This window comes from Streptomyces sp. NPDC021115 (assembly GCF_044333065.1).
In the GTDB taxonomy this organism is placed as follows: domain Bacteria; phylum Actinomycetota; class Actinomycetes; order Streptomycetales; family Streptomycetaceae; genus Streptomyces.
Map to the genome: position 1 here is coordinate 98095 of NZ_JBIRQF010000023.1, position 23150 is coordinate 121244.

At 71.5% G+C, this 23150-nt stretch carries 20 protein-coding genes; 9 read left to right on the plus strand and 11 right to left on the minus strand.

Annotation, left to right across the window (positions count from 1 at the left end):
- The first annotated feature begins 41 nt into the window (after positions 1 to 41).
- Genes ACH4TL_RS40255 through ACH4TL_RS40270 form a run of 4 tightly spaced genes read left to right on the plus strand, consistent with a single transcriptional unit; the run spans position 42 to position 4027 of the window.
- Positions 42 to 731: a GntR family transcriptional regulator gene (locus ACH4TL_RS40255; protein WP_398328659.1), complete on the plus strand. Its 690-nt coding sequence runs from the start codon at positions 42 to 44 to the stop codon at positions 729 to 731.
- A 4-nt stretch (positions 732 to 735) separates the two neighbouring features.
- Complete coding sequence (locus tag ACH4TL_RS40260; RefSeq protein ID WP_398328656.1) at positions 736 to 1410, plus strand: cyclase family protein; 675 nt, start codon at positions 736 to 738, stop codon at positions 1408 to 1410.
- Complete coding sequence (locus ACH4TL_RS40265) at positions 1407 to 2330, plus strand: fumarylacetoacetate hydrolase family protein (protein ID WP_398328653.1); 924 nt, start codon at positions 1407 to 1409, stop codon at positions 2328 to 2330. Before ACH4TL_RS40260 ends, ACH4TL_RS40265 begins: the two co-directional genes overlap by 4 nt.
- Positions 2331 to 2341: 11 nt before the next feature.
- The gene (locus ACH4TL_RS40270) at positions 2342 to 4027 is read left to right on the plus strand and encodes an MFS transporter (RefSeq protein ID WP_398328650.1); all 1686 of its coding nucleotides are present in this window, start codon (positions 2342 to 2344) and stop codon (positions 4025 to 4027) included.
- Between the two features lie 8 nt (positions 4028 to 4035).
- Here the strand turns inward: ACH4TL_RS40270 and ACH4TL_RS40275 are convergent, their stop codons facing one another.
- Both ACH4TL_RS40275 and ACH4TL_RS40280 read right to left on the minus strand, forming a co-directional pair.
- The gene (locus tag ACH4TL_RS40275; protein WP_398328647.1) at positions 4036 to 4812 is read right to left on the minus strand and encodes a DUF6250 domain-containing protein; all 777 of its coding nucleotides are present in this window, start codon (positions 4810 to 4812) and stop codon (positions 4036 to 4038) included.
- Between the two features lie 119 nt (positions 4813 to 4931).
- Entirely contained in the window at positions 4932 to 6245 is a 1314-nt protein-coding gene (locus ACH4TL_RS40280) for an LCP family protein (protein WP_398328644.1), read from the minus strand.
- A 95-nt stretch (positions 6246 to 6340) separates the two neighbouring features.
- Here ACH4TL_RS40280 and ACH4TL_RS40285 point away from each other — a divergent pair, with 95 nt between their 5' ends.
- Positions 6341 to 6904, plus strand: coding sequence for an acyl-CoA thioesterase (locus tag ACH4TL_RS40285; protein WP_398328641.1), 564 nt, complete (start codon positions 6341 to 6343; stop codon positions 6902 to 6904).
- A 22-nt stretch (positions 6905 to 6926) separates the two neighbouring features.
- Here the strand turns inward: ACH4TL_RS40285 and ACH4TL_RS40290 are convergent, their stop codons facing one another.
- A complete protein-coding gene (locus tag ACH4TL_RS40290) occupies positions 6927 to 8369 on the minus strand; it encodes an LCP family protein (RefSeq protein ID WP_398328638.1) in 1443 nt (480 codons plus the stop codon).
- Positions 8370 to 8580: 211 nt separating this feature from the next.
- On the opposite strand from ACH4TL_RS40290, the gene ACH4TL_RS40295 reads away from it, so the two are divergent.
- On the plus strand, positions 8581 to 9597 hold the full coding sequence (locus ACH4TL_RS40295) for a glycosyltransferase family 2 protein (RefSeq protein WP_398328635.1): 1017 nt from the start codon (positions 8581 to 8583) through the stop codon (positions 9595 to 9597).
- 70 nt (positions 9598 to 9667) lie between these two features.
- On the opposite strand, the gene ACH4TL_RS40300 is transcribed toward ACH4TL_RS40295, so the two are convergent.
- The 4 genes from ACH4TL_RS40300 to ACH4TL_RS40315 form a co-directional block, all read right to left on the minus strand.
- The gene (locus ACH4TL_RS40300) at positions 9668 to 11332 is read right to left on the minus strand and encodes an LCP family protein (RefSeq protein ID WP_398328632.1); all 1665 of its coding nucleotides are present in this window, start codon (positions 11330 to 11332) and stop codon (positions 9668 to 9670) included.
- Positions 11333 to 11401: 69 nt separating this feature from the next.
- The gene (locus ACH4TL_RS40305; protein WP_398328629.1) at positions 11402 to 13090 is read right to left on the minus strand and encodes an LCP family protein; all 1689 of its coding nucleotides are present in this window, start codon (positions 13088 to 13090) and stop codon (positions 11402 to 11404) included.
- A gap of 231 nt (positions 13091 to 13321) precedes the next feature.
- Complete coding sequence (locus ACH4TL_RS40310; RefSeq protein WP_398328626.1) at positions 13322 to 14443, minus strand: LCP family protein; 1122 nt, start codon at positions 14441 to 14443, stop codon at positions 13322 to 13324.
- Positions 14444 to 14663: 220 nt separating this feature from the next.
- Positions 14664 to 15407: a TIGR03089 family protein gene (locus tag ACH4TL_RS40315; RefSeq protein ID WP_398328623.1), complete on the minus strand. Its 744-nt coding sequence runs from the start codon at positions 15405 to 15407 to the stop codon at positions 14664 to 14666.
- A gap of 125 nt (positions 15408 to 15532) precedes the next feature.
- On the opposite strand from ACH4TL_RS40315, the gene ACH4TL_RS40320 reads away from it, so the two are divergent.
- Positions 15533 to 16996 (plus strand): N-acetylmuramoyl-L-alanine amidase, encoded by a 1464-nt coding sequence (locus ACH4TL_RS40320; protein ID WP_398328620.1) that lies wholly within the window; start codon positions 15533 to 15535, stop codon positions 16994 to 16996.
- Positions 16997 to 17068: 72 nt separating this feature from the next.
- The gene (locus ACH4TL_RS40325) at positions 17069 to 18169 is read left to right on the plus strand and encodes a sugar phosphate nucleotidyltransferase (RefSeq protein ID WP_398328617.1); all 1101 of its coding nucleotides are present in this window, start codon (positions 17069 to 17071) and stop codon (positions 18167 to 18169) included.
- Here the strand turns inward: ACH4TL_RS40325 and ACH4TL_RS40330 are convergent, their stop codons facing one another.
- From ACH4TL_RS40330 to ACH4TL_RS40345, 4 genes are all read right to left on the minus strand, one after another.
- Entirely contained in the window at positions 18170 to 19075 is a 906-nt protein-coding gene (locus ACH4TL_RS40330) for a DNA-3-methyladenine glycosylase family protein (RefSeq protein ID WP_398328614.1), read from the minus strand. It abuts the gene before it with no gap.
- A gap of 130 nt (positions 19076 to 19205) precedes the next feature.
- Positions 19206 to 20552 carry a coenzyme F420-0:L-glutamate ligase gene (locus ACH4TL_RS40335; protein ID WP_398328612.1) on the minus strand — a complete coding sequence of 449 codons (1347 nt, stop codon included), beginning with the start codon at positions 20550 to 20552 and terminating at the stop codon, positions 19206 to 19208.
- A complete protein-coding gene (gene cofD, locus ACH4TL_RS40340; protein ID WP_398328609.1) occupies positions 20549 to 21535 on the minus strand; it encodes a 2-phospho-L-lactate transferase in 987 nt (328 codons plus the stop codon). Before cofD ends, ACH4TL_RS40335 begins: the two co-directional genes overlap by 4 nt.
- A gap of 155 nt (positions 21536 to 21690) precedes the next feature.
- The gene (locus tag ACH4TL_RS40345; RefSeq protein WP_398328606.1) at positions 21691 to 22203 is read right to left on the minus strand and encodes a cysteine dioxygenase; all 513 of its coding nucleotides are present in this window, start codon (positions 22201 to 22203) and stop codon (positions 21691 to 21693) included.
- 630 nt (positions 22204 to 22833) lie between these two features.
- Here ACH4TL_RS40345 and ACH4TL_RS40350 point away from each other — a divergent pair.
- Positions 22834 to 23097: a WhiB family transcriptional regulator gene (locus tag ACH4TL_RS40350; protein ID WP_004952403.1), complete on the plus strand. Its 264-nt coding sequence runs from the start codon at positions 22834 to 22836 to the stop codon at positions 23095 to 23097.
- Positions 23098 to 23150: the final 53 nt, after the last annotated feature.

The following is a 23150-nucleotide window of genomic DNA, read 5'->3' on the forward strand; positions in this document are numbered from 1 at the left end:
GAGCATTGTGGCATGCCTGGTGTGCCTGGTATACCACTTCCATGACGTCTTGGAGCGCAGCGACCACCACCCCTTCGAGCAGCACCGACGAGGCGTATCTGCGCATCCGGGAGCGGTTGCTGTCGGGCGTCCTTCCGCCCGGGACCCAGCTGTCGGAACGGCAGCTGGCGGCGGAGCTGAGCGTGAGCCGCACCCCGGTCCGGGAGGCGCTCACCCGGCTGGAGCGCGACGGTCTGGTACTGCGCGGGCGGGGCGGCGTGGTCGTCGCGGGCCTGAGCGCCGCCGAGGTGCGCCACGTCTACCAGTGCCGCGAGGTGCTGGAGGGCCTGGCCGCCGAGCTGGCCGCGGCGCGCTCACGCGACGGTGAGCTGCCCCGGGTCCAGCTCACCGAGCTGACCGAGCGCGCACAGGCGGTCCAGGCGTCCTCGGCCGAGGGGGACCAGCGCGGTGCCTCGGCGGCCAACCTCCGTTTCCACCAGTGGATCTGCGAGCTCGCCGCGAACCCGTACCTGGCCGACGCGCTGAACCGGCTGTGGGACCGGATCGAGGTGTCCAGCCTGAGCAACCTCATCGCCGACCCAGCGTGGAGCGAGGAAGTCCACGGCCACCACCAGGAGTTGTGCCGCGCCATCACCGAGGGAGACCCCGAGGCGGCCGCGGTCGCTGCTCGCCATCACATCCACCGTGCCGCCGAGGTCTACAGCGGCAGCCACCCCCAACCAGAGAGGTGAGCCCATGGATCTGATCGAACTCAGCGTCGAGGTGACCGCCGGCACCCCCGGCCCGCCGTCGACCAGCCTCACCCTGGAACTGGAAGAACACCACCGTGGCCCCGGGTTCTGGCAGGTGAGCACCGCCCGGGTGATGCCCATCCACCTCGGCACCCACATCGACACCCCGCTGCACGTGTACGAGGACGGCGGCACCACCAGCGACCTGGCCCTGTCCGACATCTGCGGCGAGGCCGCCCTGTTCGGCCTGACCCATACGAACGCGGGGGAGCCGGTCACCGACGAGGACCTGGCCAAGGCCGACCCGGGCCTCATGGCCGGGCAGGTCGCCGTGCTGCACACCGGATGGTCGGACAGGATGTGGGGCACCTTCCCCGACTACTACACGACCTCCCCGTGGCTGGCCGAATCGGCCGCGTACTGGCTCGCGTCCCGCCGCCCGCGCGCGGTGGTCTTCGACTTCTTCGAAGAGGAGTGCGCGCGGAACCACGACTTCACGTCCGAGGAGTTCGTGGTGCACCGGATCCTGCTCGGTTCCGGGGTCTACCTGGTGGAACACGCCACCAACCTGGGGGCGCTCGGCGGCCGCCGAGCGACCGTCTATCCCGCCTTCACCCGGCTCGGAAAGCTCGAGGGCGCCCCGGCCCGGCTGTTCGCCGTGACGGAGGACCGCCGATGAGGCTCGCCACCATCCGTCACGGCGACGGCACCTCCGCCGCCGTGGTCACCGGCGACACCGTGGCCCCGGTGCGCGAACTGCCCGGCCGGGACGACGCCACTGACGTCTCCGCGCTCATGACCCGCCCACTGACCCCGGAGGAGACCGCCGCCCTGCGGAGCCCCGGCCGGGGCCGGGCCGTGGACGACACGGTGTGGCTGCCGCCGCTGCCCCGGCCGCCGAAGAACCTGTTCTGCGTGGGCAAGAACTACCGGGAACACGTGGCGGAGGGTGCGCGCGCCGAGGGCCGTACGACGGTCACGATGCCCGCCGAACCCATCTGGTTCACCAAGCCCCGCACCGCGCTGCTGGGCCACCGCGGCACCCTCGTCGCCGATCCCGCCTTCACCCGGGCGCTGGACTACGAGGGCGAACTGGTCCTGGTCATCGGCAAAGAGGCCCGCCACCTGACCCCCGGCAACGCGCTGGACCACGTGTTCGGCTACACCATCGGCAACGACATCACCGCGCGGGACGTCCAGCAGAGCAGGACCCAGTGGTTCACCGGCAAGGGCGCGGACGGCTACGCCCCGCTCGGCCCGTGGATCGTCACCCCCGACGCCCTCCCCGACCCGCGGAACCTGCGTATCCGCACCCGCGTCAACGGGGCCGTGCGGCAGGACGACACCACGGCCAACATGCTGTTCGGCCCGGCCGACCTGCTGGCCGACCTCACCCGGACCATCACCCTGGAACCGGGCGACCTCGTCGCCACCGGCACCCCCCAGGGCGTCGCCTGGGGCATGAGCGAACCCGCCTACCTCCGGCCCGGGGACACCGTCGAGGTCGAGATCGCGCACCTGGGCATCCTCAGCACCACCATCGCGGCCCCCGCGGCCGCGCGGCACAGCACCTCCACACCGGGCGGCAGACCACGATAGGACGGCCCCGCATGGCAACCATCGTCGCCGGCGCTCCGATCCGCGATCGCCACCGCCAGACCACGAAACTGGCGATGTTCGGAGTCCTCCTCACGGCCTACATCGTCAACGCCATGGACCGCCAGGTCTTCCCCGTCCTGCTGCCCGACGTCCGCTCCGAATACGGCTTCAGCCCCGCGGACGCGGGCCTCCAGTCCACCATCTTCGCCCTGGGCATGGGCCTGTTCGGCATACCGGCCGGTCATCTCGTCACCCGCGTCCGCCGCCGGACCCTGGTACTGACCGGCACCCTGGTGTTCTCCGTGGCCACGCTCCTGACCACCGTCTCCACCGGGTTCTGGGACATGCTCCTGTGGCGGACCCTGTCCGGCGTCGGCGAAGCGATGCAGCTCACCGCGCTCCTCGCCATCGCGGCGACCGCCTTCCACCGCTACCGCGGCACGGCCGTCGGGACCATCAACGTCGCCTTCGGCGCGGGCGCGTTGATCGGCCCCGCCATCGGCGGACACCTGCTGGCCTACGCCACCTGGCGGGTCCCGATGCTGCTCTTCGGCGCCCTCGGGATACTCGCCGCACTCGTGGTCCTGGCCACCGTCCGCCTCCGGTTCACCGAGAACCGCGAACAGTCCGGCACCGAACCCCGCCACATCGGCGGTGCGACACGCCTGATGAACCGCAACACCGTCACCCTCACCGTGGCCACCGTGGCCGGAGGCCTGATCGAATTCGCCTACATCGGCGTCTACCCGACGTTCCTCCGCGATCAGCTCGGCTACAGCCCCGGACAAGCCGGGTTCGCCGTCGGCCTGGCGGGTCTGGCCGCCATGCTCTCCAGCCTCGGCGGCTACCTCGGTGACCGGTACGACCCACGTCTGGTCCTCGGCGGGTGCTACCTGTTCAGCGCCGCCGCCGCGGCCGCCCTCTTCGCGGGCCCGGCCGCCCTGTGGTGGCAGTCGGCCTGGTCCTTCGTCCTCGGCGCGGCCTTCAGCGCCGGTGCCTTCGTCAACCTCGCCGGCTGCCTCATCACCTCCGTACACACCGACCTCTCAGGCCGCACCTCCGGGCTGTTCATCACCGCGATCTACATCCCGGCAGGGTTCGCCGGCTACGTCCTCAGCTGGCTCGCCGAGCAGACCAGCTGGAAGGCGGCGGGCCTGCTGCAACTCTCCGCACTGTCCGTCCTCGCCGGGCTGCTGTGCGCGCTCGGCCTGCGGCCGGAGAGATTCAGCCGCCCCGCCGCCCCGTCCTCGGCCACCGCACGAAGACATCCACCCCAGAAGAGGAGTCTCACCATGCAGTTCGTCACCGCCGGGGCCGACCCCGACGAGATGCCCTTCTCCCCGGCCATCGTCTCCAAGAGAGGCCAGGACGTATGGCTGTCCGGCGCGACCGCCTACCCGCTGGTCCACAAGCACCCGCACGACGAGGAAGAACTCCGGGTTCCCGACGGCATCGCCGACCAGACCCGGGCCTGTCTGGCCAACCTCCGCACCGCGCTCGAAGCCGCCGGGGGGACGATCACCGACATCGTCGAGGTCACCATCTACAACACCGACATGACCGCCCAGGACGAGGTCAACGCGGTGTACATGGAATTCTTCGGTGACCACCGGCCCACCCGGACCCATATCGGCGTCAACGCGCTGGTCGGCCCCGCGCTGAAGATCGAGATCAGCGCCCACGCCGTGCTCGCCTAGTCGCCCGGCTACGGCCGCCAGACCGAGAAGTCCGCCAGGCGGAAGTGGCTGGCGACCGTACGGAAGCCGAACCAGCCGCTGGTGTACGGCTCCGGGTCCCGGTAGTCGCAGAGCAGCGCGCCGTTGCTCCAGTACTGGACCCGGTGCCCGGCGGACACCAGCCGGACCCGGTGCGGGGCGTTCGGGGTGAGCAGCGGCTCGGTGAGGTCGAACAGCAGCGGGCGGTTGCCCGCCTCGCCGACGTAGCGGCGCATGCGGGTCGTGGTGTTGAGGTTGGCGCCGTAGCCGATGTAGTACGTCTTCAGTAGGTCGTAGTCGGCGAAGGCGCCGCTGCGCGTCGTGGCGAAGAGATCGCCGGGGGAGCGGACGTCGCGGGCGTTCCAGAAGGCGTTGAGGTCGGTCACATGGTCGTTGGGGCCGCCCTCCGCGACCGGGGTGGCGGTGTACTCGATCACGTACGGGCCGGTCAGCTCGCGCGTGAACCAGACCGTGGCGCCGCCCGGTACGTCGACGTCGAGCACCCCGTGCCTGGCCCGTACCGTCCCGCCGCTCTCCAGCTCGGCGGCCCACTGGCGGGTGCCGTGGCGGAAGTCGTCGTGGGCGATCCGGGTCCACCGGCGGCGGTCCGCGGCGGGCGCGGCGGCGGTGGCGGGCGCGGCGGGCGCGGCGGCGGTGGCGGGCGCGGCGAGGGCGGCCGGGACGGCGGCGGAAGCGGCGGTCGTCGCTGCGGCGAGGGCGAGGCCGCGGAGGAGCCGTCTGCGGTCGGGGGCGGGGCGGTACGTCATCGTGGTGCGGTTCCTTCCCGGATGGTTGAACCGATTCAATCCGTAGCGCGGGACGAACCTAACAGACGACCGCCGCCGGGCGCTCGGCCCGGCGGCGGTCGTCTGTGACGGGGGAACGGTCAGTTACCGGAGACCGTGACCTTCTCGTCGTTCTTCAGCTCGCCCACCAGCTGCTTGACCTTGGGCATGTCCCACTGGACCGCGCTGCCCTTGGGGGTGGGCAGACCGGGGTTGGAGACGGGCATGTTCATCTGCTTGCCCTCGCCGTTGGACACGCTCTTCATCGCGAAGAACATGTCCTTCAGGTCCCACAGGCTCATGTCCTTGTCGACGACCAGGCTGTCCAGGCCGGCGCCCAGCATCGGGTAGAGCTTGAAGGGGTTCATGACCGTGCTCGGTGTCGCCGCCTTGTTCGCGAGCGCGGCCAGGAACCGCTGCTGGTTCTTGGTGCGGTCCAGGTCACCGCCGGCCAGGCCGTGGCGCTGGCGGACGAAGGCGAGCGCCTGCTGTCCGTCGAGCGTCTGCTCGCCCTTCTTGAAGTCGGCACCGGAGAACTTGTCGTTCATGTCCTGCGGGATGTTGATGTCCACCCCGCCGACCCCGTCGACGATCTTGGCGAAGCCGTCGAAGCCGATCTCCGCGTAGTGGTCGATCTTCAGGCCGGTGTTGTACTCGATGGTCCGGGTGAGCAGCTGCGGGCCCTCGGAGGAGTACGAGGCGTTCAGCTTGTTCTGGCTCGCCGGGATCCGGTTGCCGCTCGACGAGCCGGTGAAGGCCGGGATGGTGACCCAGGAGTCACGCGGGAGGCTGACCATGGTGTTCCCGTTCTCACCGACGTGGAGCAGGATCATGGAGTCGGTGCGGCGGCCCTCCGCGGAGCCGGTGTGGAGCTTCTTCTTGTCCTCGGCGGACATGCCCTCACGGCTGTCCGAACCGACGATCAGGTAGTTGGTGCCCTTGCCGCCGGTCGGCCGGTCCTCGACCTTGCTGAGGTCGACGTCGCGCTTGAGCTTGCCGTCGGCCCAGAAGTAGGTGCCGATACCGACCGCGAGCAAGAGGACGACCAGGGTGACCAGGCCGATGGTTATCCGGCGCTTCCAGTTCACAGGTCCTCCCGCCCGGCCCCCACGGCCGCCCCGCCCACCGCTGCCAGGACCGCCGGGACCACGGCCGCCGCCGTAGACCTGTCCGGTGTTGTAGCCGTCGTCGCCATGGCCGCCGTAGTCGTCGTAGCCCGGTGAAGGCCGCGGTACGTTCCCCCGCGGCGACATCTCAGGGGGCAGCGGCGGCTCTGCGGGCTGCTGCCCGCCGCCACCCGGCGCCGCCCGCCGTACCTGCGGCATGGAGCGGGCCCCCTCTGGCTGGGAGCTACCGCTGCCGCGTCCGTACCGGTCGTTGCGGTCACCGGTGTAACCCTGGGGCCATTCGCTCATGCAGGGAAGTGTGCCTGGTCGGACCCGCTGTCTTACAGGGCGGGTGCCGGATCGCGGCATGGCTGTTGCAGAGCTGATAAGAACGTGGTCCGCATATGGTGGACGGCATGACCAAACAGGCCCAGGGCGCCGAAGTGGATCTTCCGGGCAAGCCCACCGCCGCCTCGCGCACCACGCTGTCGCACATCATGACCGGCAATGACACCAACCTCCTCGGCACCGTCCACGGCGGCGTGATCATGAAGCTCGTCGACGACGCCGCCGGGGCGGTCGCCGGACGGCACTCCGAGGGCCCCGCGGTCACCGCCTCGATGGACGAGATGGCCTTCCTGGAGCCGGTCCGCGTCGGCGATCTCGTCCATGTGAAGGCCCAGGTCAACTGGACCGGACGGTCCTCCATGGAGGTCGGCGTGCGGGTGCTGGCCGAGCGCTGGAACGAATCCACCCCCGCCACCCAGGTCGGCAGCGCCTACCTGGTCTTCGCCGCGGTCGACGCCGACGGCAAGCCCCGCCCCGTACCCCCGGTCATACCGGAGACCGAGCGCGACAAGCGGCGCTACCAGGAGGCCGAAATCCGCCGCACCCACCGGCTGGCCCGCCGCCGCGCGATCAAGGAGCTGCGCGCCCGGCGCGCCGCGGAGGCCCCCGAGGAGCCGTAGTGCGCCGCGGTCAGCGGCACCCCTACGCGCAGGCGACCTCGTCGCCGGTGACGGCCTCGATGCCGGGGCGGTCCCGGCGCGGGTCCTCGGTGCGCACCGGGCGGACATCCTTGTAGTCCGCGCCGACCGTGACCTGCATCACCCCGCCCTGTCCCGGTACCGGCTTCAGCTGCGCGCCGGGCAGGGCGGCGGCCAGGGTGCGCACCGAGCGGTTCCAGACCGGGTCGTACGTGACGACCGTGCGCGCCAGGTCCTGGGTGGCCGCGTCGGCGGGGGAGCCGGTGGTGGCGAAGCCGGTGGCGTGCAGCGCCCGGTCCGCGCGCCGGGCGAGCCCGGCCGTCCCGGTGCCGTTGAGGACGTGGACCCGGACCTGCTGCGGGGCGACGTCGACCACGGTGGCCTCGGGCCGTGCGTGGTGTGCGGTCAGCGGCCGGTCCTGGCGGATGGCGTCGAACAGCCGCGCGGCCTTGGGCTCGTCCCAGTGCAGCGTGGAGCCGATGCCCTTGAGCCGCTTCCCCGGCAGGATCACCGGGACCGAGGCGAACTCGGCGGAGGCGGGGGTGAGGCCGTTCACGGCCCGGCCCAGGGACATCAGGTCCTCCGCGCCGAGGCCGTGGTCGGCGCGGACCGAGCCGAGCAGGGTGGTGGCGACGGTGTTGAAGCGCACCGGGTTCAGCAGGATGCCGCTCGCCGTCGTCTGGTGGAGCACCGAGGCCAGGAAGCGCTGCTGGCGTTGGATCCGGCCGAGGTCGGAGGTGCCGTCGGTGTGCCGGGAGCGCACGTACTGGAGCGCCTGGCCGCCGTTCAGGACATGGCTGCCGGGCGGCAGGTCGAGGCCGGTGTGGTCGTCCTTGAGCCGCCGGGACGTGCACACCTTCACCCCGCCGACCACGTCGACGGTCTTCATGAAGCTGGTGAAGTCGACCTCCAGATAGTGGTCGATGTGCACCCCGGTCGCGTGCTCGACGGTGCGCACGGTCAGGCTGGGCCCGCCCTCGGCGTACGCGGCGTTGAGCCGCTGCGGATGGGCGTCGCGCCGCTTCCCGGTGCGGTCGGTGTACGCGGGGATCACGGCGTACGAGTCGCGGGGCAGGCTGACCACGGAGGCCCGGCGGCGGTCGGCCGACAGATGGACCAGGATGACCGTGTCGGTGCAGTGGCAGGGCGCCCCGCCGAGCCGGTACAGCGCCTTCTCCTGCGGGGTGATCCGGTCCCGGCCGTCGGTGCCGACCACGAGGAAGTTGACGCCGCCGGCCGCGCTCTTCGGCCGGTTGTCCAGGCCGCCGAAGGCGTCCACCCGGTGGATGCCGGATTCCAGCTCCCGCACCAGCAGATGCCCGATCGCGCTGACGGCCAGCACCAGGCACGCGACGAACAGGGCGATCCGCAGCCCCCAGCGGCGGCGTCGGCGGCCGGAGCGGGACCGGGGGCGGGGTGTGCGCGTCGATCGGGCCGGTGCACTCACCGAAGGAGACCTCCGTGAACGGGCCCCGGCGGGGCGCTGGCGGGTCGGGACCGCTGTCACGGTAGGGCCATACGATGAGCGTCCCGGCGCCCCACGCCGCCCGTAGCGCCCGGTGCCACCCGGGCGGCGCGTTCCGGTGCGGCCATTCGCGGTAACGTGGCCCCGCTACTGCAGTCTCCTGGGGGCACGGCCCCCGAAACCCCGAGGTGCCATGCCCCCGCATCAGCTCCCGGCCGTCTCCGTGATCATGCCGGTGCTCAACGAGGAACGCCATCTGCGCAACGCCGTGCGGCACATCCTGGAGCAGGAGTACGACGGTGAGATGGAGGTGGTGATCGCGGTCGGCCCGTCCGAGGACCGCACCGAGGAGATCGCCGCCCAGCTGGCCTCCGAGGACCCCCGGGTGAACACCGTGCCCAACCCCACGGGCCGCACCCCTGCCGCGCTGAACGCCGCGATCAAGGCGTCCCGCCACCCCGTGGTGGTGCGGGTCGACGGGCACGGCATGCTCTCGCCCGACTACATCGCGACCGCCGTGCGGCTCCTGGAGGAGACCGGCGCGCAGAACGTCGGCGGCATCATGCACGCCGAGGGCGAGAACGACTGGGAGAAGGCCGTGGCCGCCGCCATGACCTCGAAGATCGGCGTGGGCAACGCCGCCTTCCACACCGGCGGTGAGGCGGCCCCCGCGGACACCGTCTACCTGGGCGTCTTCCGCCGCGAGGCGCTGGAGCAGCAGGGCGGCTACAACGAGGAGTTCATCCGCGCCCAGGACTGGGAGCTGAACTTCCGGATCCGTGAGGCGGGCGGGCTGGTCTGGTTCTCGCCGGACCTGAAGGTCTCGTACCGGCCCCGGCCGAACGTGCGGGCGCTGGCCAAGCAGTACAAGAACTACGGGCGCTGGCGGCACGTCGTCGCCCGCTTCCACCAGGGCTCGATCAACGCGCGCTACCTCGCCCCGCCGACCGCCGTGGTGGCCATCGCGGCGGGCGCCGTGGTGGGCGCGGCCGTCACCCCGTGGGGCTTCGTGATCCCGGGCGGCTATCTGGCGGCCATCGTCGCCGGCTCGTTCCCGGCCGGGAAGGGGCTCCCGGTGGGGGCCCGGGTGCGGATTCCGCTCGCGCTCGCGACCATGCACATGTCGTGGGGCTGGGGCTTCCTGACCAGCCCCCGTTCGCTCGCCAAGAAGGTCATCGCCAGCCGCCGCCCGGCGGTCATGGCGCAGTAGACACGCTCGTACGAAGTACGGCTACGCCGAAGGGGCCGGACCGCGATGGTCCGGCCCCTTCGGCGTGCGCTCAGAACGTGTAGTTCGGGTTGATCTTCATGCACGCCTTCTTGTCCTCGCCGTTGAGGGCGTCGGCGCTCTCCGGGGTCTTGTCGTCGTCGGTCGCCCCGGCCTTCGGGTAGGTGGTGCCCGCGCGCCAGTCGTTGCCGACCACCACGGTCACGTCCTGCACCGACTTCGAGGACTTCACCGCGCTCTTGGGCAGCCCGAGGGCCTTGGCCACGGCGAGCGCGTCGCCCTGCTCGGCCTCGTTCGGGTAGGACACGGTGGTGTCGGCCTGCGCGATGAGCACCGTGTTCGCGGCGGCCTTGGTGTAGCCGAGCCGCAAGAGCTCATTGGTGATCACACCGGCGCGGCCGGAGACGGGCCCGTACACCATGGAGGCGGTGCCGTTCTGCACGACGACCGGGATCTCGCTCTTGGGCGCGGTGGGGGCCGGGGTCCGGTCCGGCTTCTTCTTGTCCTTGCCGTCCAGTGCCGTGTCGTTGCGCAGCAGCGCGAAGGTCTGCTCGGCGTCCCCGGGCTTGGGCTCCACGAACTGCTCGTCCGCGCTGTACTGCCAGGGCATCGTGACCATGGTGGTGCGCTCGGTCGGCACCCGCTTCAGGTCGTTGCCCAGGTTGTACAGCTTCTTGACGTCGCCGAGGCCGTGGTCGACGGTCAGCGCGTCGGTGGCCGCCTCCGCGAGGTCCATCAGCTTGCCCGGGTCGCTGAGCTTGGTGCCCTTCTTCAGCTGGCGGATCATCGAGCTCATGTACATGTGCTGGGCCTTGGCCCGGCCGATGTCGGTGTTGTCCTCGAAGCCGTAGCGGGTCCGCAGCCACTGGAGGGCCTGGACGCCCTTCACGGAGTGGGTGCCCTCGGTCAGCCGCAGCCCCGAGCCATGGCCCTTGCTGTCGTGCGAGTAGACGTTGCCCTTCACGCACACCGGGACGCCGCCGACGGCGTCCGCCATGGAGACCACTCCGCTGAAGTCGATCATCATGAAGTGATCGATGTATATGCCGGTCAGTTCCTTCCAGGTGGCCACCGTGCAGCCCGGACCGCCGTGCTGGAGCGACTGGTTGATCGCCGCCTCGGTCTTCGGGTAGACGCGCTTGCCGTCCGGGTCGGTGCACCGGGGGATGGTCACCCGGGTGTCGCGCGGGATGCTGACCACCGACATGTTGCTGCGGTCGGCCGAGACGTGCACCAGCATCTGCACATCGGCCAGCGGCTTGCGGTCGGCGTCCTGCTTGGCGCCGCCGAGCTTCACGTTCTCGGCGGTGTTACGGCTGTCCGAACCGATGAGCAGGATGTTCAGAGGGGTCTGGCCCGCCGCGTTCGGCTCGGGCTTGCCCAGCTTGCTGTCGCCGAGGTCGAGCGCTTCCTTCTTCAGATTGCCGTTCAGGTGGTTGTAGTACAGGTAGCCGCCGGCTGCCGCGCCCAGTACCAGCACGGCGAGCACCAGCGCGCTCCACCGCACCACCCGTAACGCCCGGCCGCCGCGCTTGGCTTCCGCGCGCCGACCGCCACCGCGGCCCCCGCCGCCGTCGCTGCCCCCACCGCCGTCGCGGCGCCCCGCGCCGTCGGGCGCGGGGCCTTCCGCTCCGGGCGGGCTGTCATCCTCACCGGTGCTGCGGGGTTCGGGCACGGCTTGCCGCCGTCCCTCCCCCCGCACACTGCTCTGTCGCATCGGGCCCCTCCCCGTACTTCCGTGCTCGTCCGGACCGATGGGCGAGGGTGCTCCGACGGCCGGGGGTGGTCACTTGGCGCAGACGTTCTTGTCGTCGGCCTCGACCTTCTGAATGTCCTTCGGCGCCTTGGCCGGAGCGGAGATGGGAGTGCCCGCGCCCTTGAAGTCCGCGCCGAGCGTCAGCGTCATCTCCGCCCTGGGGGCGGCGTCCTTGGTGCCTTCCTTCATCGCGGACGCGGGCAGCCCCATGCTGTCGGCCAGCTTGCGCGCTTGGTCCGCCTGGTTGGGAGCGTACTCCAGAGTGGTCTTCTCAAGATCTGCCGGAGCGTTTCCGCCGTTGCTGGTGAGCGGCATCCCCTCGATGTTCTGCATCCACTCCAGGGTCTCCTGGGCGGCTCCGGTCTGCCCGCTGCCGTTCAGCACCTTGGCCCGGACCTCGGACGCGTCGGCCTGCGGGCCCTTGAGCCGCGCCGCCTGCTTGTCCTTGGCCGCCTTCTCCTTCTTCTTCACCTCGGTCAGCGACACATCCTGCTGGACCATGGAGAACAGCGGCTCGGCCTTGGTCTTGTCGAGCAGCACCGTCGCTCCGTCGGTGTTGTCGACGACCGGAACCGTCGTGAAGGTCATGTTCTTCAGGTCGACCTTGCCGAGCGCCTTCCCCAGTGAGACCAGCTTGTCGACGGTGCCGATGCCGGTGTCCACGGTGAGCGCCTTGGTGGCGGTGTTGGCCAGGCCCCACATCTTGCTCGGGCTGCTGAGCGTCCCGTTCCCCTTCATCTTGCGCATCATGGAGCTGAGGAACTGCTGCTGGAGCTTGATCCGGTCCAGGTCGCCGCCGAAGCCCACGGAGTGCCGGGTCCGGACGAACGCCAGCGCCTGCTCGCCCTTGACGTTGTGCTTGCCCGCCTTCAGGTTCAGATGCGACTTGGGGTCGTTGATGTCCTTGGCGAGGCAGATGTCGACGCCACCGACCGCCGTGGACATCGACTTCACGGCGTTGAAGTCGGCCATCATGAAGTGGGTGATGTCCAGCCCGGTGATCTTCTCGGCCGTCTTCATGGTGCAGCCGGGGTCGCGCCCCTCCTGCCCCAGGCTCGTGTTGAAGCGCGCCTCCGACTCGCCCGGGATGACCTTCTCCGAACCGTCCTCCTGCTTGGTCGGGCAGTCCGGGATGTCCGTGATCATGTCGCGCGGGATCGACAGCACCGTCGCGTTGGTCCGGTCCTCGGAGACATGCATGACCAGGGTGGTGTCGGCATGGCCGACGCTACCCGCGTCACCGTAGCCCTCGTTCCCCTTGCCATCGCGCCGGTCGGTGCCGATGAGCAGGATGTTCATCGGGCCGTCGGTGACCGCGGCGTTGTTCTCGCCGATGTCGACCTTGCTGATGTTGCCGTTGAGGTGCTCATAGACGAAGTACGCCGCGGCCGAGCCACCGACCAGCACAAAGGCCAGGGTGCCACTGCCCCAGTACAGAGCCTTCTTCGTCTTCGACTTCTTCGGCTTCGGCTTGCGCCTGCTCGCGGGAGTCGCCGCCTTCTCCGGCTCCCGCTTGCCCGCCGCCCGCCTGCGCCCCCGAGGCTCGGGTTCTGGGGCGCGGCGGCGGCCCGTGGTTCTGGGGGCCGCGTGGGGCTCGGCGGCCGAGGCCGTCTCCCCAGCGGGGTTCAGCCGCAGCTCATAGTTGCCGGTGTTCGGGTCGAACACCCACTGATCGGCGGGGTCGATGTCACCGTCCCGCCCATGGCCTTGCGCGTCCACGGTCGCCTGTGTCCTCCGTCGGTGCCACGCGGGCGCCTCCCCCTCAAGGCGCTCGGTCCGTCTTCATATACAGTGCGCGGTCACCTCTCGGAGCGCACCGGATCGCTCACACTATCCGCCCGGATCCGCGTCACGCGCCGCCGGTGACAAATTCCACTTCCCTACAACTGGGCAATCTGCCCAATCCTTTCGAGATTCTTCACGAGTGAGGGCCCCCGCCATTGCCGGTCTTTACTGACAGATGTCACGCGCCGCCGTGGTCCCCTCGTACGGAGCGCGGTCCACGCCCTTGGGATCCTCGCCGTGCGCGGCCGTGACGGCGCGGGTCACCGACACCGGGCGATCCAGGCGGAGTTGGCGGAACAGCCGGTCGGCATCGGGCTGGACGAGTTCATCACGATTCTTGTTGTACGTATACGGCTGTCGCGGAATCGTAAGGAAACGGATCTTCTCACGCGGGATGTCCCGCACCCCGCGCACCAGCCCGTACAGATCCTTGAGGGTGTCCAGGCCCGGATCCGTGGTCAGTGCGGAGGTCGCCGCGCTGAGCACCGGATACAGCTTCGCCGGATTGAGCAGCACACCATTGCTCTGCACTTTCTTCACAAGGGAGCTGAGGAACTCCTGCTGCCGGGCGATGCGCTCGGTGTCGCTCCCGTTGCCGATCGAGTAACGGGCGCGGACATAGCCGAGCGCCTTCTCGCCGTGCAGGACCTGACGGCCGGCGGGCAGCCGCAGATGCGCGTCGTCGTCGTCGACCGGCTCGGTGAGGCACACCTCCACGCCCCCGACCGCGTTCACCAGCTTCTTGAACCCGGCGAAGTCCACGATCACATGGTGGTCCACCCGGATCCCGGTGAGCTTTTCGACGGTACGGATCGTGCAGGCCGCGCCGCCGAACTCGAACGCCCAGTTGAACTGCTCGAACCGGGCCGCCAGTCGGCCCCCGCCCTTCGGCCGGTCGCATTCGGGTACGTCCACCATCAGGTCACGCGGGATGGAGACGGCGGTCGCGCTCTTCCCCCCGGCCTGGAGGTGCAGCAGGATCGTGGTGTCCGAGCGCTGGGTGCCGGTGTCCCGGCCGTACTTGCCGTTCCCCTTGCCGCCCCGGTTGTCGGAGCCGATCACCAGGATGTTCTGCGCGCCGCGCACCACCGACACCGGCCGCTCGGCCTCGTACTTCCGCAGCTCGTCGGCGGTCCGGGTATCGGTGCGGATGTTGCGGTCGAGGCGTTCGTAGAACCACCACCCCGTCCCGGCGGCCGACAGCACCAGCAGGGTCGCGCCCAGCGCGGCCCAGCGCAGCCACCGCCGCTTGGGTCTCGGCGCCGGCTCTTGGCTGTCAGTCGTCACGTCCGCGTCCTCCCGCCCCGCGTCCCGCCCGGCAGCGGACAGGAGCGGTGTCGCGTGCTGGGCCGATCAATGGGACAGACATGCGAACCCCGCACATGGTTGTACGTATCCGTCGATCATCGCGCGGGGTGCACGCCGGGGCGCGCGGGCTCGGCCCGGCAGTCCGCCGGACGGGTCAGACGGACGGCCGGGCCGTGAGCCGGGGCAGGATGAAGGGGCCCTAGGCGGTGACGCGCTCGCTCTCCCGGCGCTCCACGAGCCCCTTCTCGTCCAACTGGTCCAGATGGCGGCACAGCACCACCGAGCCGCCGGCCGCCAGGGGCGCGTACAGCCCGTACGACAGCCCCTCCCAGCCGTTGTACGGGAGCCCCGACAGCACCCGGGAGCCGGGCGTGAGCCCGCGCGCGGACGCGTCCGCGCGCGCCCGCTCCACCAGCTCCGCGCCGGTCAGTTCGAGGCCGCCGACGGCCAGCGCGGGCGCGTCCGGGTCCACCGGGGCGTACGGCGCGAAGCGGTCGCCCTGGCTCGGCACCTCCACGGCGTAGTCGGCGAACCCCTGCGGCGGCTGCGGGAACCGGCCGCCCAGGGGGCGCAGGGCGAGCGCTACCCGCTCCCCGGAGCATGCGCGCGCCTCCTCCAGGGTGTCCGGCCCGCTCACCACCACATCGGCCGCGGCCGGATCGCCGCCGACGTCCGCGAGGACCCCGACCGACGAGCAGGCCAGCAGCCACGCCGCGGTCTGCCAGTGGGCGGGCAGCAGCAGGGCGACCCGGTCACCGGGGGCCACGGCCAGATCGTCCTGGAGCAGGTTGGCGGTCTTGGCCACCCAATTGGCGAACGTGGCCACGGAGAGTTCGACGCGCTCGCCCGTCGCGTCGTCGTAAAAGGTCACCAGGGGACGCGCGGGATCCGCGGCGAGCGCGGATCGCAGCAGGTCGGCGGGGGTGCGATCGGTGGCGTTCATCCGCGCAAGGGTACGCGTCCCACCCGTTCGGCGGAGGGGCGGCGGGGGCGGGCGACTGTTCCGGTCGGCCGCTCACCGCGCGTCCGAATGGAAAGTTCTGTCACGATATGCACAGTATTTTCATCATGCGTGGATTCCTTGCATCCTCGATCGGCGTCGTGTGCACCGCCGCCCTCGCCTTCCCGTTCGCCCTGGGGACCGCACAGGCCCGGGCCGACCGCGCCGACCTCAGGGGCGGCACCCAGTCGCTGCCCCTGCTCCCGCTCGACCGGGGCATGACCGCACCCGGCGGCGACCGGCAGCTCGCCGCCCGCGACGTCACCCCCTTCTCCCTCGTCGGCGCCGTCTGGGACGACGCCTCGGCCGACCTCCCAGGCAGCGTCCAGGTGCGCACCCGCGCCGCCGGTACCGGCCGGTGGTCCGCCTGGCGCGACCTGCGGGCGTACCACGACGACGCCCCCGACGCCTCCGACGGCGGCGCGGGGCGTCCGCGCGGCGGCACCGCCCCGCTGTGGGTCGGCGACTCCGACGGCGTCCAGGCCCGCGTGCGCGCCGCCGAGCCCGCCGGTGCCGCACCGGCCGAGCTGCCCGCCGGGCTGCGCCTCGAACTCGTCGACCCCGGAGCCGACTCCGGAGCCGCCCCCGCCCCGCCCCCGGCCCACCCCAACCCCCCGCACCCGGACCCGCACGCGCAACCGCAGCAGCAGCCGCACCCGCAATCACAGCCGCACCCGCAATCACAGCCGCACGCGCAACCGCAGCAGCAGCCGCACGCACACCCGGACCCGCACGCGCACCCGCAGCAACAGCAGCAGCCGCACCCCACGGCCGCCCCGCATGGCCATCCGCAGCCGCATCCCACCCGCGCCCCGCGCCCCGGCGGCGGTGTCGCGTCCCCCGCGGCCCGGCCCGCCAAGCCCTCCCCGCGCCCGTCCGCGTCCGCCCAACTCCCCGCCGGGCAGGGCGAGGCGGGCGCCGCCCGGCACACCGCGCCCCGGCCGCGCATCATCCCCCGCGCCGCATGGGGCGCCGACGAGACGCTCCGCGAGAGCGGCTACGCCTACAGCAAGACCCTCAAGGCCGCCTTCGTCCACCACACCGTGACGGGCAACACCTACACCTGCGCGGAAGTTCCCTCCGTTTTGCGGAGTATCTACCGCTACCACGTCCAGAGCATGGGCTGGCGCGACTACGGATACAACTTCACCATCGACAAGTGCGGAAACATCTACGAAGGCCGCGCGGGAGGCGTCACCAAGGCCGTACTCGGGGCGCACACCCTCGGCTTCAACCAGGACAGCATGGGCATCGCCGTCCTCGGCACGTACTCCGACACGGAGCCCTCCGCCCAGGCCGTGCGGGCCCTCGCCAAGCTCACCGCGTGGAAACTCGGCCTCTTCGGCCGGAATCCACGCGGCACCACGTATCTGGTGTCCGGTGGCGGTAACAAGTACAAAAAGGGTGTCCCGGTGAAGCTGCGCGTCATCTCCGGACACCGCGACGGCCTCGCCACCGAGTGCCCCGGACAGCGCCTGTACAGCAAGCTCGGCTCCGTACGCAGCACAGCCGCCCGGCTCCAGGGGCGCTGACAGGGCGCGGTCCTGGCTTCTGCATACACTGGCCGCCGACCACGGGGAGCCAGAGCAGGAAGCAGAGACTACGTGACCAAAGCGCCAGCAACGCCAGAAGCGATCCTCCTGGTCGGCGGCAAGGGAACGCGGCTGCGCCCCATGACGGTGCACACTCCCAAGCCGATGGTCCCGGCGGCGGGCGTTCCCTTCCTGACGCACCAACTCGCCCGCGCCCGCGCCGCCGGGGTCGAGCACATCGTGCTCGCCACTTCCTATCTGGCCGAGGTCTTCGAACCGTACTTCGGCGACGGCTCCTCCCTCGGTCTGCACCTGGAGTACGTGACCGAGGAGGAGCCGCTGGGCACCGGCGGCGCCATCCGCAACGTCGCCTCCCGGCTGCGCTCGGGCCCCGACGACCCGGTGCTCATCTTCAACGGCGACATCCTCACCGGCCTCGACATCCGAGCCCTCGTCGACACCCACTGCCGGGCGGGCGCGGATGTCTCCCTCCACCTCACCCGGGTCAGCGACCCCCGCGCGTACGGGCTCGTGCCCACCGACGAACAGGGCCGGGTCACCGCCTTCCTGGAGAAGCCGCAGACCCCCGAGGAGATCGTCACCGACCAGATCAACGCGGGCGCGTACGTCTTCAACCGCTCCGTGATCGACGCCATACCGGCCGACCGGCCCGTCTCCGTCGAACGCGAGACCTTCCCCGGGCTCCTCGAAGCGGGCGCCCACCTCCAGGGCATGGTCGACTCCACGTACTGGCTCGACCTCGGCACCCCGCAGGCCTTCGTCCGCGGCTCCGCCGACCTCGTCCTCGGCCGCGCCCCCTCCCCGGCCGTCCCGGGCCGCTGCGGCGATCGCCTCGTCCTGGACACCGCCACCGTCGCGGGCGACGCCAAGCTCACCGGCGGCACCGTCATCGGGCCGCAGGCCCGGGTGGGCGCGGGCGCGCGCATCGACGGCAGCACGGTGCTGGAGGGCGCCGTGGTCGAGGAGGGCGCCGAGGTCCGCGACTCGCTGATCGGCGCGGGGGCCCGGGTCGGCGCCCGTACGGTGCTGGACGGCGCGGTCGTCGGCGACGGCGCGCTGGTCGGGCCGGACAACGAACTGCGCGACGGGGTCCGGGTGTGGTGCGGGGTGGACATCCCGCCGGGCGCGGTCCGGTTCTCCTCGGACCAGTAGCTACATCGCCCGGAAGTCCCGTACCGCGAAACGGGGTGCGCGCCGGGGCGGCGTACGGCCCGACAGCAGGATCAGCCGGGCCGCCCGGTGCCGCTGCCCGGCGTAGGGCGCGAGGAGTTCCAGCATCGCCGCGTCGTCCGCGCCGCGTTCACCCGTGAGCGCGTAGCCGATGATGCGGGGCAGATGCAGATCCCCGACCGTGATCGCGTCCGGGGTGCCGTTGCTGCGCTGAAGGGTCTCCGCCGCTGTCCAGGGGCCGATGCCCGGGATGAGCTGAAGCCGCCGCGACGCGGCGTCGAGGTCCATGCCCGCGGCCTCCTCCAGCCGCCGGGCGACCCGCACGGCCCGCAGGATCGTCGCCGAGCGCTTGCTGTCCACGCCCGCCCGGTGCCATTCCCACGACGGGATCAGCGCCCAGGCGCGCGGCTCGGGCATGACCCGCATGCGCTCCATCGGCCCCGGCGCGGGTTCGCCGTGGCGCTGGAGCAGCAACCGCCAGGCCCGGTACGCCTCGTCGCTGGTGACCTTCTGCTCCAGGATCGAGGGGATCAGCGACTCCAGCACCAGCCCGGTCCGGATCAGCCGCAGCCCGGGATTCCGGCGGTGCGCCTCGTGGACCAGCCGGTGGCGCGGGGTGAACGCGGACGGATCGTCGTCGGCGCCGAGGAGCGCGGGCAGCCGGTCGAGCAGCCACTCGGCCCCCGGCCCCCAGGCCGCGGCCTCGACTCCCTTGCCGTCCCGCGCGATCCGCACGGTCCCGGGCCCGTCCGGGGTCCGGCTGGCCCGCCAGAACGCCCCGTCCGCGTCGACGCGGAACGCGGGGTCGCCCGGGCCGCGCTGGAGCACACCGAGGTTCCGCGCGAGGTCGTACGCGCAGGAAGGCACCCACACCCGACGTCCCGCCACGCCGCCACCCTATGCCCCACCCAGATGCCCACGGCCCGGGGCCAGTGGCGAGCCACGCCCCGCACACCCACAACGCACCCGCACAACCCCCGCCCCGGCGCGCACCCCCACCCCGCGCGCCCCGAATTCCCTACCGCTCCACCACGAACCCGTCCACGCCCCGATCCGGACGGGGCGGCGGGGTGGCCGCCGGGTGGCCCACGGCGACCGCGCCCATCGGGTCCCAGTCCTCCGGCAGGTCCAGCACCTCCCGCACCACCGGTCGGCAGAACATCGTCGACGACACCCACGCCGACCCCAGCCGCTCACCCGCCAGCGCGACCAGCAGGTTCTGCACCCCGGCCCCGGCCGCCACCACGAACATCTCCCGTTCCGCCGCGCTCCGGCGGGGGTCCGGATACGGGTGGGCGCCGTCCGCGACCAGGCACGGCACCACCAGGTACGGCGCCTTGCGCAGCACGTCACCGCGCCGTACCCGCTTGGCGACGGACTCCTCAGAGAAGCCGTCGGCCCGCAGGTCGGCGATCCACGCGTCCCGCATCGCGTCGAGCAGCCTCGTCCGCGACTCCGCCGACTCCAGCAGCACGAACCGCCACGGCGTCGTGTGGTGCGGCGCGGGCGCGGTGACGGCGGCGGCCACGGCGCGGCGCACCGCCGCGCCGTCCACCGGCTCGCCGGTGAACTCGCGGACCGTACGGCGCAGGGTCACCGCCTCCCGGACGGCCTCGGATGTGCCCAGCCGGAACATGTCGTCGGCGGCGCCGCGCACCAGCGGCCGCGCGCCCGCGTCGGGCTCCCCGTCGGCGTCCGCGACCACGTGCGGCAGCCCCCGCAGCACCGCCACCGGCAGCCCGTCCGCCTTGCCCTTGACCAGCTCTCCTGCGGCGGCCAGCTCGTCGGCGGTGGCGACGACGGTCACGCTCAGCGCGTTGCCGTGGGTGTCGGTGCCGCCGCGCAGATCATCCAGGACGCGCACGCCGGCCGCGCCGATGGCGACGTCGGTGACCCCGGTGCGCCATGGCCGCCCGAAGGTGTCGGTGACGACGACGCCGACGTCGACCCCGAGCGCGTCCCGCAGCCCGGTCCGGATGGCGCGGGCGGAGGCGTCGGAGTCCTCGGGGAGCAACAGGATGGTGCCCGCGGGGGTGTTGGAGGCGTCGACTCCGGCGGCGGCCATGACCAGGCCGTGCCGGGTCTCGACGATCCGGGTGCGCCCGCGCCGCGCGACGACCCGGACGGTCTCGGCGTCTATGGCGGCCTCGCGGTCGTCGCCCGCGACGACGCGCCCCTCCGCCTTGCTGACGATCTTCGAGGTGACGAGCAGGACGTCGCCGTCCGCGAGCCCCGGCAGACCACCGGCGGTCGCGGCGTCGGCGATGAGCTTGGCGAGGTCGTCGCCGGGCCGTACCTCGGGCAGCCCGGGAATGGCCCACACCTGGTACGAGGAGACCTCCGGGGAGGCGGGCGGTCTGCTCATGCCCGGACCTCCTCGGCCAGCGCCAGCGCCTCGGTGGCCATGCGCGCCGTGGCCTCGGTGTCGGTCATCATCAGCGGAATGGCCCGGCAGCGGATTCCGGCGGCCTCGACCTCCTCGACCGCCCCGGCGTCCACGGTGTCCACGAGCCAGCCGTCGAGCAGCCCGGAGCCGTAGTGCTTGGCGACGGCCGCCGCGGTGGACTCGACGCCGACGGCGGCGAGCACCTTGTCGGCCATGCCGCGCACCGGCGCGTTGCCGACGATGGGGGAGAGGCCGACGACGGGCACCCCGGCGTCGGCGATGGCCTCGCGCACCCCGGGGACGGCCAGGATCGTGCCGACGCTGACGACGGGGTTGGACGGCGGGAAGAGGACGACGTCGGAGTCGGCGATGGCCTCCAGGACCCCGGGCGCGGGCTTGGCCTGGTCGGCGCCGACGGGCACCACGGCATGGGCGGGCACGGAGGCGCGCATCCGGACCCAGTACTCCTGGAAGTGCACGGCCTTGCGGCCGTCACCGTCCCCCGCGGCGGAGCCGCTGATGTCCGCAGTGTCGATGAGGACGTGGGTCTCGACGCGGTCGTCCGTCATCGGCAGCAGCCGCACCCCCGGCCGCCACCGCGCGCACAGCGCCTCGGTGACGGCGCTGAGCGGGTAACCGGCGCCCATCATCTGCGTACGGACGATGTGCGTGGCGAAGTCCCGGTCGCCGAGGCCGAACCACTCGGGCCCCACGCCGTACGCCGCCAGCTCCTCCTTGACGGCGAAGGTCTCCTCGGCCCGGCCCCAGCCCTGCTCCTCGTGGATGCCACCGCCGAGCGTGTACATCACGGTGTCGAGGTCGGGGCAGACCTTGAGGCCGAAGAGGTGGATGTCGTCGCCGGTGTTGCCGATGACGGTGATGTCGGCGTCGGGAACCGCCGACATCAGACCGCGGAGGAAACGGGCGCCGCCGATGCCGCCTGCCAGAACCACAATGCGCATGGAGGACAGTCTGTCAGCCGAAGGCTGATCCGTTGAGGGTGGTGGTGGGCGACGGGGGACAGTCTGTCAGCCGAAGGCTGATCCGTTGAGGGTGGTGGTGGGCGACGGGAGGGCCTTGCAGCCGCCTAGGACAACGGGACCGTGCGGGGCGGGGCTCAGCTCAGGGCATCAAGAGGGGCGGGAGCGCCCCTACCGGCGGGCTGGGCGGGGTGCGGGGGCATCTCGGTGAGGCCGGGGAAGTAGATGTGCAGGCTGACGGCGGGTTCGAGCGCGTCGTTGACGACGTCGTGCACGTATCCGGGTGCGAAGACGCGCTGCGCGCCGGCGCGCAGCGTATGCCGTGCGCCGCCGTCTTCCCCCACGCGCTCCGTCAACTCGCCCTGGAGCACGGTCAGTACGCCGGAGGAGCGCCCGTGGTCATGGGCCCCGCTGCCCTGACCGGGCACCCAGCTGAGCAGCCAGACCTCATAGCCGGGGCCGGTGCGCAGCCGGTGGTACCAGCGGCTGGTGGCGTCGTACCGCACGAGCGGCGCCCAGCTGTCGCGGTCGGCGGCGATGTCGCGGGCGAGCCCGGCGAAGCCGGAGACGGTGGTGGGGTGCGCGGGTGCGGGCGGCAGCAGATGCGGGATGGCGAGCGGGTCACCGGCGATCTGGACGTCGCTGTTCATGTGGGGGATTCCTCGGCGGAGAAGCGCGGTGGTGCGCGAAGCGGAGCTGTGCGGGGTGACGCAGGGAGACGCGATGGATACGCGAGGGAAAGAAGCTGGAGCTCAGAAGGGCATCAACAGCTGGAACAGCGACAGCGAGCCTGCACGGCGCAGCGGAACCCGTGGTCACGGGTCGACTGGGGCGCGTGGGTCACTGACATGAGGACAAGGACAGCGGGTCCGTGCCCTCCTGTCAACTTGATCACTCGCCCGGGTGGTCCTCGTTCACCACATCCGGTCGATGTGGAGGCAGAAAGGTTTGCCCGAGCGTTAGCCGGACACATGGCGCAGCACCTAGCCCCTGTGTGCAACGGAAACGGTGTTCACGGCGTCCTCCACGGTGAGTGCGTTCGTGGGGAACGAGGGACGCCGGGGACAGCGGATGGGAAACGTGTCGCGTTTAGGCCGATTTGAACACTTTCCGCGCAGCCTTGGTTCCGCAGAGTGAATAAGAGGCCCAATAGCAGATCTCGGCTTGACTGGCCCGGATCGGCGCACTTGTAATTTCACACGTGTCGTTCTGCCGGTTTGACCCACGGCACCAGGGCACGGGGACGGCACCGGGGACGCGAAAACAGACGAGGGGCGCACATGACCGAGTTGTTCCAGCAACTGCTGGTCGAAGAGGCGGACGAGGAGCTCGGTTGGCAGGAGCGCGCACTGTGCGCCCAGACCGATCCCGAATCGTTCTTCCCGGAAAAGGGCGGGTCCACGCGCGAGGCCAAGAAGGTCTGCCTGGCCTGCGAGGTCCGCTCCGAATGCCTTGAATACGCCCTCGCCAACGACGAACGCTTCGGCATCTGGGGCGGCCTCTCCGAGCGGGAGCGCCGCCGCCTGAAGAAGGCCGCGGTCTGAGGCGCGGTCCGAGGCCGCGGTCTGAGGAAGAAGCTGCGGTCAGACCACATCCG

Bases quoted from the DNA above. Each gene is read 5' to 3' on its own strand.
- ACH4TL_RS40270 (WP_398328650.1), top strand. From the start codon at position 2,342: ATGGCAACCATCGTCGCCGGCGCTCCGATCCGCGATCGCCACCGCCAG.
- ACH4TL_RS40260 (WP_398328656.1), top strand. From the start codon at position 736: ATGGATCTGATCGAACTCAGCGTCGAGGTGACCGCCGGCACCCCCGGC.
- ACH4TL_RS40295 (WP_398328635.1), top strand. From the start codon at position 8,581: ATGCCCCCGCATCAGCTCCCGGCCGTCTCCGTGATCATGCCGGTGCTC.
- ACH4TL_RS40255 (WP_398328659.1), top strand. From the start codon at position 42: ATGACGTCTTGGAGCGCAGCGACCACCACCCCTTCGAGCAGCACCGAC.
- ACH4TL_RS40285 (WP_398328641.1), top strand. From the start codon at position 6,341: ATGGTGGACGGCATGACCAAACAGGCCCAGGGCGCCGAAGTGGATCTT.
- ACH4TL_RS40275 (WP_398328647.1), bottom strand. From the start codon at position 4,812: ATGACGTACCGCCCCGCCCCCGACCGCAGACGGCTCCTCCGCGGCCTC.
- ACH4TL_RS40300 (WP_398328632.1), bottom strand. From the start codon at position 11,332: ATGCGACAGAGCAGTGTGCGGGGGGAGGGACGGCGGCAAGCCGTGCCC.
- ACH4TL_RS40345 (WP_398328606.1), bottom strand. From the start codon at position 22,203: ATGAACAGCGACGTCCAGATCGCCGGTGACCCGCTCGCCATCCCGCAT.
- ACH4TL_RS40335 (WP_398328612.1), bottom strand. From the start codon at position 20,552: ATGAGCAGACCGCCCGCCTCCCCGGAGGTCTCCTCGTACCAGGTGTGG.
- cofD (WP_398328609.1), bottom strand. From the start codon at position 21,535: ATGCGCATTGTGGTTCTGGCAGGCGGCATCGGCGGCGCCCGTTTCCTC.
- ACH4TL_RS40320 (WP_398328620.1), top strand. From the start codon at position 15,533: ATGCGTGGATTCCTTGCATCCTCGATCGGCGTCGTGTGCACCGCCGCC.
- ACH4TL_RS40315 (WP_398328623.1), bottom strand. From the start codon at position 15,407: ATGAACGCCACCGATCGCACCCCCGCCGACCTGCTGCGATCCGCGCTC.
- ACH4TL_RS40265 (WP_398328653.1), top strand. From the start codon at position 1,407: ATGAGGCTCGCCACCATCCGTCACGGCGACGGCACCTCCGCCGCCGTG.
- ACH4TL_RS40350 (WP_004952403.1), top strand. From the start codon at position 22,834: ATGACCGAGTTGTTCCAGCAACTGCTGGTCGAAGAGGCGGACGAGGAG.
- ACH4TL_RS40280 (WP_398328644.1), bottom strand. From the start codon at position 6,245: ATGAGCGAATGGCCCCAGGGTTACACCGGTGACCGCAACGACCGGTAC.